The organism is Escherichia sp. TW14182 (genome assembly GCF_000208525.1).
GTDB classification, from domain to species: Bacteria; Pseudomonadota; Gammaproteobacteria; order Enterobacterales; family Enterobacteriaceae; genus Escherichia; species Escherichia ruysiae.
The window spans coordinates 1-10,746 of sequence record NZ_AEJZ01000108.1 but is presented as its reverse complement, the minus strand read 5'-3'; the positions used below and the strand labels follow the sequence as shown (position 1 = coordinate 10,746).

At 45.2% G+C, this 10,746-nt stretch carries 9 protein-coding genes and 1 pseudogene; 5 read left to right on the top strand and 5 right to left on the bottom strand.

Features of this window, described 5'->3' with window-relative positions:
- Nucleotides 1–21: 21 nt before the first annotated feature.
- Nucleotides 22–939 (top strand): DNA-binding transcriptional regulator LysR, encoded by a 918-nt coding sequence (gene lysR, locus EQY_RS0110535; RefSeq protein ID WP_024212515.1) that lies wholly within the window; start codon nt 22–24, stop codon nt 937–939.
- A gap of 4 nt (nt 940–943) precedes the next feature.
- Here lysR and EQY_RS0110530 read toward each other — a convergent pair.
- The 5 genes and pseudogenes from EQY_RS0110530 to EQY_RS0110505 all read right to left on the bottom strand — a co-directional run bounded on the left by EQY_RS0110530 (nt 944) and on the right by EQY_RS0110505 (nt 6,592).
- Nucleotides 944–1,636: pseudogene (locus tag EQY_RS0110530) on the bottom strand (aspartate/glutamate racemase).
- 128 nt (nt 1,637–1,764) lie between these two features.
- Nucleotides 1,765–3,183: an arabinose-proton symporter AraE gene (gene araE, locus EQY_RS0110525; RefSeq protein ID WP_000256429.1), complete on the bottom strand. Its 1,419-nt coding sequence runs from the start codon at nt 3,181–3,183 to the stop codon at nt 1,765–1,767.
- A gap of 315 nt (nt 3,184–3,498) precedes the next feature.
- Entirely contained in the window at nt 3,499–4,260 is a 762-nt protein-coding gene (kduD, locus tag EQY_RS0110520; protein WP_000602499.1) for a 2-dehydro-3-deoxy-D-gluconate 5-dehydrogenase KduD, read from the bottom strand.
- A 29-nt stretch (nt 4,261–4,289) separates the two neighbouring features.
- On the bottom strand, nt 4,290–5,126 hold the full coding sequence (gene kduI / locus EQY_RS0110515; protein WP_000383255.1) for a 5-dehydro-4-deoxy-D-glucuronate isomerase: 837 nt from the start codon (nt 5,124–5,126) through the stop codon (nt 4,290–4,292).
- A gap of 284 nt (nt 5,127–5,410) precedes the next feature.
- The gene (locus EQY_RS0110505; RefSeq protein ID WP_000656049.1) at nt 5,411–6,592 is read right to left on the bottom strand and encodes an acetyl-CoA C-acetyltransferase; all 1,182 of its coding nucleotides are present in this window, start codon (nt 6,590–6,592) and stop codon (nt 5,411–5,413) included.
- Nucleotides 6,593–6,848: 256 nt separating this feature from the next.
- On the opposite strand from EQY_RS0110505, the gene EQY_RS0110500 reads away from it, so the two are divergent.
- From EQY_RS0110500 to EQY_RS0110485, 4 genes are all read left to right on the top strand, one after another.
- A complete protein-coding gene (locus EQY_RS0110500; RefSeq protein ID WP_000036849.1) occupies nt 6,849–8,078 on the top strand; it encodes an amino acid permease in 1,230 nt (409 codons plus the stop codon).
- 458 nt (nt 8,079–8,536) lie between these two features.
- Nucleotides 8,537–9,169 carry a helix-turn-helix transcriptional regulator gene (locus EQY_RS0110495; RefSeq protein WP_010354900.1) on the top strand — a complete coding sequence of 211 codons (633 nt, stop codon included), beginning with the start codon at nt 8,537–8,539 and terminating at the stop codon, nt 9,167–9,169.
- A 332-nt stretch (nt 9,170–9,501) separates the two neighbouring features.
- Entirely contained in the window at nt 9,502–10,317 is an 816-nt protein-coding gene (locus tag EQY_RS0110490) for a winged helix-turn-helix domain-containing protein (RefSeq protein ID WP_000289860.1), read from the top strand.
- A partial coding sequence (locus tag EQY_RS0110485; RefSeq protein WP_000199216.1) for a YqeJ family protein occupies nt 10,304–10,746 on the top strand: 443 nt, incomplete at its 3' end. The genes EQY_RS0110490 and EQY_RS0110485, both read left to right, overlap by 14 nt.

Here is a 10,746-nt window from a genome sequence, read left to right as displayed (position 1 = left end):
CCGGAGAATGAGATTAAGCAGATGGCCGCCGTTAACTTACGTCATATTGAAATTTTTCATGCGGTAATGACCGCCGGAAGCCTGACTGAAGCAGCACAACTGCTACATACTTCACAACCCACTGTCAGCCGCGAACTGGCGCGCTTTGAAAAAGTGATTGGGCTGAAATTGTTTGAGCGCGTACGCGGACGATTACATCCTACCGTGCAAGGGCTGCGGTTGTTTGAAGAGGTGCAGCGATCCTGGTACGGCCTGGATCGCATTGTCAGTGCCGCAGAAAGTTTGCGCGAATTTCGCCAGGGCGAACTGTCTATTGCCTGCTTGCCGGTCTTTTCGCAGTCTTTTTTGCCGCCACTGATGCAACCGTTTCTGGCCCGCTATCCTGAAGTCAGCTTAAACATTGTGCCGCAGGAATCGCCGCTACTTGAAGAGTGGCTCTCAGCCCAGCGCCATGATTTAGGCCTCACCGAGACGCTGCATACGCCTGCGGGTACGGAACGTACTGAATTACTGTCTTTAGATGAAGTCTGTGTTTTACCACAGGGGCATTCGCTGGCGGCAAAAGAGGTATTAACGCCGGAAGATTTTCAGGGTGAGAATTACATCAGCCTTTCCCGTACTGATAGCTATCGCCAGTTGTTGGATCAACTATTTAATGAACATCAGGTTAAACGCCGCATGATTGTGGAAACCCATAGCGCCGCGTCAGTCTGCGCGATGGTACGGGCGGGGGCGGGAGTTTCCGTGGTTAACCCGCTCACCGCACTGGATTATGCGGCAAGCGGTTTAGTGGTGCGGCGATTTAGTATTGCAGTTCCGTTCACCGTTAGCCTGATTCGCCCCCTGCACCGTCCGTCATCAGCACTGGTGCAGGCATTTAGTGAGCACTTACAGGCAGGTTTACCGAATCTGGTTGCCTCACTTAACGCTATTTTGTAGCGAATTACGACAGCATAAAAGCGACGGCATCCTCGGCATGAAGAGCGGTGGTATCGAACACGGGCAGGACACTGCGCTCTTCTGGCACCAGTAAACCAATTTCAGTACAGCCAAAAATGACGCCCTGCGCCCCCTGTTCTGCGAGACGAGTAATGACTTACGCATAATAAGCGCGTGACGTTTCGGTAAATTGCCCCAGACACAGCTCTTCAAAAATAATCTGATTAATTTTCGCCCGCTCATCCGCTTCAGGCACCAGACAATCGATAGAAAATTGCTCTGCCAGCCGTCCACGATAAAAATCCTGTTCCATGGTGTAGCGCGTTCCCAGCAGCGCCACGCGCGTCATTCCAACACGGGTGATGGCACGCCCGGTGGCATCCGCAATATGTAAGAAAGGCAGTGAGCAACGAGACTCGATGACATCTGCTACTTTGTGCATCGTATTGGTACATAACACAATGCCTTCTGCTCCTGCCCGCTGTAATCCAAGCGCCGCACTGGCAAGAATCTCTCCTGTTTTGTCCCACTCACCGCGACGTTGGCACTCTTCTATTTCATGAAAATCGACGCTATGTAGCAGCACTTGCGCAGAGTGAAGCCCGCCAAGTCGCTGTTTAATGCCTTCATTTATCAGGCGATAGTAAGGAATGGTGGATTCCCAGCTCATTCCTCCCAGCAAACCAATTGTTTTCATTCCTCTCTCCTGATGTGAGTTACCGCAACAGAGCTGATTAAGGAACGAAACAAACGCCTCAACGGCCTGGTGCCAGATCTCTATTAGCGAAAAAAAGGCCGGATGTACAGCACATCCGGCCTGTGAAATCAGACACCGATATTTCTCAATTTCTCACCAGCCATCAGTCTACGTTCGATATGTTCCAGCGTGACATTCTTGGTTTCCGGAATAAGCCAGAAGGTGATGCCAACAAACGCAATGTTCAGCGCAGTGTAGAGCCAGAACGTACCTGCCGCGCCGATGCTATCGAGCAGAGTCAGGAAGGTCGCGCCGATAATCATGTTCGACACCCAGTTCATAGTGGTCGAACAGGTAATACCAAAATCGCGGCATTTCAGCGGCTGAATTTCGGAGCACAGGATCCACACCACTGGCGCGGCGCTCATCGCATAACCGGCAATACACATCATCGTCATGCCAACAGAGAGCCAGGACAAACCACTGGAAGCCGTACCGTTATCAAACTGCATCAGGCAATAGCCCAACACCAACGTGCCCAGCGCCATCACGCTAAAACCAATTTTCAGTGCCGGTTTACGCCCCGCTTTATCTACCGTAAAAACAGCAATAAAGGTGGCGAACATAAATGTCAGCCCCACCACCAGAGTCGCAATCATCTGTTGCTCTGTGGTCGTAAAGCCCGCCATTTTGAAGATGCGCGGCGCGTAGTACATGATGATGTTCATACCAGTAAACTGCTGCATCGCCTGCAACAACATACCGAGGAACACTGCTCGACGGACATTACGGTTGATCTTAAACAGCGCCCAACCGCCCTGTTTTAATTTCAGGCTTTCACGAATTTCATTGAGTTCTTCTCGCGCTTTTTCCGACGTATCGCGCAGCATACGCAGCACTTCTTCCGCCTCAATATGACGCCCCTTTTCCGCCAGCCAGCGCGGGCTATTCGGCAGAAATACCACCAGAATAATCAACAGAACTGCCGGTAAGGCAAGAACACCTAACATCGCACGCCAGTTACCGCTATAGCTGAATGCCGTGTCGGATAAAAACGCCAGAACGATGCCAAGCGTGACCATTAACTGGTACATACTGATCATCTTGCCACGCACGTTTTCACTCGCCATTTCAGAGAGATACAGTGGCGCAGTGTAAGAGGCAATCCCCACCGCAATCCCCAGAACCACACGGGCCGCGATTAACATTTCGACACTGGTGGCAAACGCTGATCCTATTGAGCCCAATACGAACAGCACAGCACCAGCCATCAGGCTGTATTTACGTCCCAAACGGAACGACAGCCAGCCGTTAAACAGCGCACCGATTGCTGCGCCAAGCATCATGCTACTGACCACCCATTCCTGCAAACGACTGGTCAGCACAAAGTGATCGGTGATAAACGGTAATGCACCTGCGATAACCCCGATATCAAGACCGAATAACAATCCCGCGACCGCAGCAGCTACCGAAACAAACATATTCATACGCCGCGTATCACGCAGAGGGCGCGGCGTTAAAGCAGATTCCGTATTGATAGTAACCATTTTTTCCTGCCAGCACAGAGTAAGACATAGTGAAAAAATACGTGAACAATTAACTCAGGTGTCAGGTCGGAAATAGCATAAATATGGATTAAATTGCTGCCACATGCAGTTATGTGATGGACATTACACTTTTAAAATTAAGTAAAATTAATGACATTATAATTAAGCAACTAATTTTAAAGCAGTTAAAACTAACAAAACTCATCAATTGATAATTAATATGGATTATTTAATAGCCATGATATGGATTATGTTGATTATCAGAAATAAAAAACCCTGCCAATGTGACAGGGTCATAAATGTAAGCAAGATGAATTAACGTGCTAACCAGCCGCCATCCACGGCAATGGTGTAGCCATTAACATAGTCAGAAGCACTGGATGCCAGAAACACCACCGGCCCCATCAGATCGCTCGGCAACCCCCAACGCCCCGCAGGAATGCGATCCAAAATTTCCGCACTACGCTGTTCATCAGCCCGCAGTTGCTGAGTATTGTTGGTCGCCATATAACCCGGAGCAATCGCATTAACGTTGATGTTGTGTTTTGCCCATTCGTTCGCCATCAGGCGCGTCACACCCATCACGCCGCTTTTTGATGCGGTATATGAGGGCACACGGATCCCGCCCTGGAATGAAAGCATTGACGCGATATTAATAATCTTGCCGCCATTACCCTGCGCGATAAAGTGCTTCGCCGCCGCCTGGGACATGAAGAACACGCTTTTGATATTCAGATTCATCACATCGTCCCAGTCTTTTTCGCTGAAATCGAGAGCATCTTCGCGGCGAATTAATCCGGCGTTATTCACCAGGATATCAATATGCCCAAATTCAGCCACCGCACGATCCAGCAGTGCTGGAATACCATCAATCTTACGCAGATCGGCGGTCAGACTTAAAAAACGGCGCCCCAGCGCAGTGACCTGTTCAATGGTCTCAGTTGGCTCAACAATGTTGATACCCACAATGTCACAGCCCGCTTGCGCCAGACCCAACGCCATTCCCTGCCCCAGCCCAGTGTCACAACCGGTGACAACTGCAACTTTACCTTCAAGAGAAAATGCATTTAAAATCATGATAATACCTTATTAATTTATATCCGCGACTAGCGCAGATCTTTAATGGCAACGTGGTCCATATCATCAAAGACCTGGTTTTCACCGACCATGCCCCAGATAAAGGTATAAGCCCTGGTTCCTACACCTGAATGGATAGACCAGCTTGGGGAAATCACCGCCTGTTCGTTATGCATCACAATGTGACGCGTTTCTTGCGGCTGCCCCATCATGTGGAAAACGCAGGCGTCATCGTCCATGTTGAAATAGAAGTAAACTTCCATCCGGCGCTCGTGGGTGTGGCACGGCATGGTATTCCACAGGTTTCCCGGTGCCAGTTCTGTCAGCCCCATACTCAACTGGCAGGTTTCCAGCACATCCGGCACAAAGTATTTGTTAATCGTGCGGCGGTTACTGGTGAGATTATCGCCCAGCGTAACCGGAGACACTTCAGATGGCGTGACTTTTTTCGTGGGATACGTCGTGTGAGCAGGTGCGCAGTTGTAATAAAACTTCGCCGGAGTGGCACTATCAATGCTGGCAAAAACAACTTCTTTTGCACCTTTACCAACATAGAGGGCGTCGCGGTGACCGATTTCGTAGCATTGACCATCGACGGTAATCGTACCGGTTCCGCCAATATTGATAACCCCTAGCTCGCGACGTTCAAGGAAGTAGCTTACGCCCAGTTGCTTACCAACCTCCCCGCCAACGGAAACCGTTTTAGTTACCGGCATAATGCCGCCAACAATAATACGGTCAATGTGGCTGTAAACCATGGTGTACTCATCCGCGACGAATACCTTTTCAACCAAAAATTCATTGCGCAGCCCTTGGGTATCCAGTGTTTTCGCGTGCGCGCTATGGATGCTTTGTCTTACGTCCACATCAACCTCCGATAATCATTGAAGTGTGAAACCAGAACGATTATGAAACATCGTTTCGTTTTTCTATTGAAGGATGATAAGCCCGTGATGTGCTCTTTTCAATTAAAAATAAAACATTGTTTCATTTTTAAGATGACGATTGTAAAAAGTGTAGTATCGATCACGAATAAGCAGGGGAAAGGAAAAAGTCAGGTTCTATATGGGACATGCATAGACGTGCCAGCCATCATTATAAAGCAGCTTGATGGCGGTAGAGGTTTAACGGATAAGGAAGAAATACAGATCTAATCGTCACGCTCAATAGTTAATGCCACGCCCTGACCACCACCAATACAGAGTGTAGCCAATCCTTTACGAGCGTTGCGTTTCACCATTTCATGAACCAAAGAAACCAAAATGCGACAGCCAGAGGCGCCAATCGGATGACCCAATGCAATCGCGCCGCCATTGACATTGACCCGGCGTTCATCCCATTCAAGCATCTTGCCAACAGAAAGCGCCTGCGCGGCAAATGCTTCATTAGCCTCAATAAGATCGACATCAGCCAACTGCCAGCCTACACGCTCCAGGCAACGGCGAGTCGCATACACAGGAGCAATGCCCATCAGCGCAGGATCAACACCAACGCTGGCAAAGGCGCGAATACGTGCCAGTACGGGTAAATTCAACGCATGTGCTTTGGCTTCGCTCATCATCATTACCGCAGCCGCGCCATCATTGATGGATGAGGCATTTCCTGCGGTAACAGAACCGTGACTATCAAAGGACGGATTTAAACTAGCCAGCCCTTCGGCACTGGCATCGGTACGCGGCTGCTCATCGGTATCAACAATCAGTAACTGCCCATTGCTTTGCGTTCTGACCGGGACGATCTCATCTTTGAATCGTCCGGCATCAATGGCCGCCCGCGCTTTCTGTTGTGAGCTAAGTGCGTAGGCATCTTGTAATTGACGACTGATACCATATTCGCGCGCCAGATTTTCGGCAGTGACACCAATATGGTAATCATTGAATGCATCCCACAATCCATCATGCACCAGGCTATCAACCAATTGGCTATCGCCAAGCTGTGCTCCGGTGCGGCTATCAGTCAAAACATGTGGCGCACGACTCATATTTTCCTGACCACCGGCAATAACAATATCAGCCTCACCACACTGAATCGCCTGAGTAGCAAGATGCAGAGCTTTTAGCCCGGAACCACAAACATCATTAATGGTAATTGCCGAAACGCTGTTGGGAAGACCACCTTTAATGGCCGATTGCCGTGCTGGATTCTGCCCTGCCCCGGCAGTAAGAACCTGTCCAAGAATCACTTCATCCACCGCATGTGCAGCAACGCCGGTGCGCTCTAATAATGCTTTCACGACCAGGCTGCCTAGTTCCACCGCAGAATGACCAGCCAACGCTCCACGAAAGCAGCCGATAGGTGTTCGTAACGCACCGACAATCACAACATCTTTCATCACAACCTCGCACCAATTAACAGCGCAATAGTAAATGATTGTTAATTTCAATTATCCAAAATGTTTAAAAAAAGTGATTTTTATCACAAAGGAAATTTACCGTAAGAAGGGAGGATGATATCTGACTGGCACGCAAGGTTTGCATCTACTAACACACCAATCCAGAGGTTGATATAGCGTTAATCTCCCATGACTGGCCTGGTTTATGGTAAATTGCCCTCCATTTTGTTTAATTTGTAGATGATACGTTCAAATAATGTCTAAAATTTGGTCAAAAGAAGAAACTCTCTGGAGCTTCGCACTCTACGGCACAGCCGTTGGCGCAGGCACGCTCTTCCTTCCTATTCAATTAGGTTCAGCAGGAGCGGTGGTTCTGTTTATTACTGCACTGGTCGCCTGGCCTTTAACATATTGGCCACATAAAGCCTTATGCCAGTTCATCCTTTCTTCAAAAACATCGGCAGGCGAAGGGATCACTGGCGCGGTAACTCACTACTATGGCAAAAAGATCGGTAATCTGATTACCACTCTGTACTTCATTGCCTTTTTTGTCGTGGTGTTGATATACGCAGTGGCAATCACCAACTCACTCACTGAACAGCTGGCGAAGCATATGGTCATTGATCTACGCATCCGTATGCTGGTGAGTCTTGGCGTTGTGTTAATCCTGAATCTTATTTTTCTGATGGGGCGTCACGCCACAATTCGGGTAATGGGATTTTTGGTTTTCCCGCTGATTGCCTACTTCTTATTTCTTTCCATCTACCTGGTCGGTAGCTGGCAGCCTTCTTTATTAACAACCCAGGTAGAGTTCAATCAGAATACCCTTCACCAGATATGGATATCGATTCCCGTGATGGTTTTCGCCTTTAGCCATACTCCGATTATTTCTACGTTTGCTATCGACAGACGAGAAAAATACGGCGAACACGCTATGGATAAATGCAAAAAAATTATGAAGGTCGCTTATCTCATCATCTGCGTGAGCGTGCTGTTCTTCGTCTTTAGCTGCCTGTTATCAATTCCACCTTCATATATTGAGGCGGCAAAAGAGGAAGGCGTCACCATTTTATCGGCACTATCTATGCTGCCAAATGCCCCTGCGTGGTTGTCAATTTCCGGGATTATTGTCGCGGTAGTTGCCATGTCTAAATCATTTTTAGGCACCTACTTTGGCGTTATTGAAGGTGCGACGGAATTAGTCAAAACCACGTTACAGCAGGCGGGAGTTAAAAAAAGCCGAGCATTTAACCGCGCGCTGTCAATTATGTTGGTATCGCTGATTACTTTCATCGTCTGCTGCATCAACCCTAACGCAATTTCGATGATTTACGCGATCAGTGGTCCGCTCATTGCCATGATTCTTTTTATCATGCCAACACTGTCTACGTATCTCATTCCTGCCCTTAAACCCTGGCGTTCCATCGGAAATCTAATTACGTTGATCGTGGGTATCCTGTGCGTATCGGTAATGTTCTTTAGTTAATCGCTGATGTGAATGGTTCAAAATAGTCCTTATTTTGAACCATTCCAGTTCTTACAATGCCTCTCCACCATTAATCACCCTCCTGACAATCTATAGCATAAACAAACAATATCAAGCTGTTATCCTCAGTAAAAATCTGAACATCTTAAATAAGACTATTTAAGATGCATCACTTAGATTTACACGATATCGTCTGGTTATTCGAAAACAATTTGCAGTATAGATATTCCTAATGCATTAGGCACTTATCTGATTTGCAATAAGCCCAACATGGTTAACCGAGTGAAATCCAGCCATATTTAAAACTTAATGATGTATTCTTAAATATCTTATTGAGAATAATATCAAATACAGATTAAACGCAAATCCCCATTAAAAGCTTATTAAATCAGAGCGTATTGACATCATCAATAACCAATGAAATTATGCGATTATCTATGAATAGGGAGGTTATTAACATGAGACTTTGTAGTAGATATAAAAGTCTTACATGCAATAGTTGCTCAATGCATTGCCAAATAATGCCAGAAAAGTCACCGCGCTTGCAGTATTGTGCAAACGCCTGTTTTTGTATGTGGCCCGAAGATAGTTCGTATTTTAATCGTGGTGTGGTTGAAGGCATATTAAGTAAAAATCACAATGCTCGATTAAGTGGATATATTTTTGTAGATTTTTCAGTAAGTTTTTTACGTCTTTTTCTGGATAAAGACTGGATTGAGTATCTTGCAAGTACGGAAATGGGAATTGTGTTGATAAGCGACAGGAATATGCAATCTCTTGCTAATTACTGGAGAAAACACAATCCCGCAATATCAGCTATTATATATAATGATGATGGACTGGATGTTGCTAACGAGAAGATCAGGCAGCTGTTTATTGGTCGTTACCTGTCATTTACCAGAGGCAATACATTGACTCAAATGGAGTTCACCATAATGGGGCATATGGTATCTGGCTATAATCCATATCAAATTGCAGACACTCTCGACATGGATATCCGCAGCATCTACGCCTACAAGCAAAGAATTGAAAAAAGGATGGGTGGTAAAATAAACGAATTATTTATACGTTCGAACTCAGTTCAGCATTGAAACGTAACTATCGACAATAATAATTGTATATACGGGCATTTATAATGATGCCCGTGTTTTATAAGATGAGCTTCCAATTCCGCTTGTTAATTTTTAGTTTAATTATGTGAATTTTGTGTGCCATTTCAAAAATTCATGAGCGAAAAAGCCCGGGAAGTAGACGTTATAAGCGTTAAATATGTTAATACACATGGTGTTTTAAGTTGCATTAATATATTGCAATTATAATTGTCGTAGTGAATATAAAATTAATATATATTTATTAGGTAAATACTAATATACTTACCAAACTATCTCATTTCAATTTTCTTAATGCTGTGTTTTATTGACCTATGTACTGGATTATTAACAATAATATTGAGTTCTGGCCGGAACACAAGAAATTAATTTCGGTACATGACGCCGAGTTGAACGTTGTTCTGACAACGCCCGCAAGCAGGTGTTTATCGTTGCTACTCGAAGCTTTTCCAGATGTGGTCGCCCAGCAGGACTTTTTCTCCAGAGTCTGGGAAGAAGAAGGTATGCGTGTACCGGTCAACACGTTATACCAAAACATATCGATTATCAGGCGTGGGTTTCGCGCGGTTGGTGATACGACTCATTCGCTTATTGCAACCGTGCCGAGAAAAGGGTTCAAGCTCAATAACGATATCAACATAGAAAATCATACCCCACCCTCTTCAATAGATGTTCAAAAGCATAACTCTCCCCTCAATTTGAACGTTACAGATGAGGTTAAAGAGATAAATGCTGCTCCAGATAATCATGTCAGGAACATACTCTCGCGCTCTAAATTTTATTTACCAATGTTAAGTGCATTTGGTGTGGGTTTGCTTACCGCATTTTTACTATGGAATAATAACCAACCCAAACCATTCTTTAGAGATTACCGGACTGTTGCAGAAATAAATGGTTGTCATTTTAATGTTACAGAAGATAGCATCGATGGTCTGAAAGATTTCGATAAATATAAAAACCATATATTAGAGACAGGAATTGACTGCAAAAAATATCCATGGTTATATTTTCCCCTTGCCAGGTCGTTTCCGGGTTTGATTGTTATGGCCTGCAAAAAAAGCTATAGAAATAACGAAGTCACAGGCTGTTTAACTTTGTCTTATCGTGGGGTTAATCGTGACTCGTTATAAAAAAAGCCTGATACTTATTTTATGTTTTATTAGTGGATTTGTCTTTTTTATTACCTATAATTATTCTAAAGAGAAAATCGCATACAATGAAAAATGTACAGCCAACTGGGTTATTTTTAATGACCAGGGACAAGCCAATCTCACCCTTGACTTTATGTATAACCAAAACAAAAAGACAGGTATAGTTGCACTGAGCGGCACATGGAAACAAAATACAAAGGCTTATAAAGCAATTCGACGTGATATTGAATACACATGGACTGAAAATTATAACACCTTGCATCTCACCTCCAATAAAATAAATAAATTCGATATTATTGATCAAGTTGAGGATGATAAGCTGGCACTACTTCTTCCTGACTTCTATGTCTTTTCAGGAAAAATGATAAGCTATAATATACAAACACAAGGTAATCGCGGTTTTCTTTT

What these genes read in the sequence shown, in the direction of transcription:
- lysR (WP_024212515.1), top strand. Translation starts at nt 22, where the DNA reads ATGGCCGCCGTTAACTTACGTCATATTGAAATTTTTCATGCGGTAATG.
- araE (WP_000256429.1), bottom strand. Translation starts at nt 3,183, where the DNA reads ATGGTTACTATCAATACGGAATCTGCTTTAACGCCGCGCCCTCTGCGT.
- kduD (WP_000602499.1), bottom strand. Translation starts at nt 4,260, where the DNA reads ATGATTTTAAATGCATTTTCTCTTGAAGGTAAAGTTGCAGTTGTCACC.
- EQY_RS0110505 (WP_000656049.1), bottom strand. Translation starts at nt 6,592, where the DNA reads ATGAAAGATGTTGTGATTGTCGGTGCGTTACGAACACCTATCGGCTGC.
- EQY_RS0110500 (WP_000036849.1), top strand. Translation starts at nt 6,849, where the DNA reads ATGTCTAAAATTTGGTCAAAAGAAGAAACTCTCTGGAGCTTCGCACTC.
- EQY_RS0110495 (WP_010354900.1), top strand. Translation starts at nt 8,537, where the DNA reads ATGAGACTTTGTAGTAGATATAAAAGTCTTACATGCAATAGTTGCTCA.
- EQY_RS0110490 (WP_000289860.1), top strand. Translation starts at nt 9,502, where the DNA reads ATGTACTGGATTATTAACAATAATATTGAGTTCTGGCCGGAACACAAG.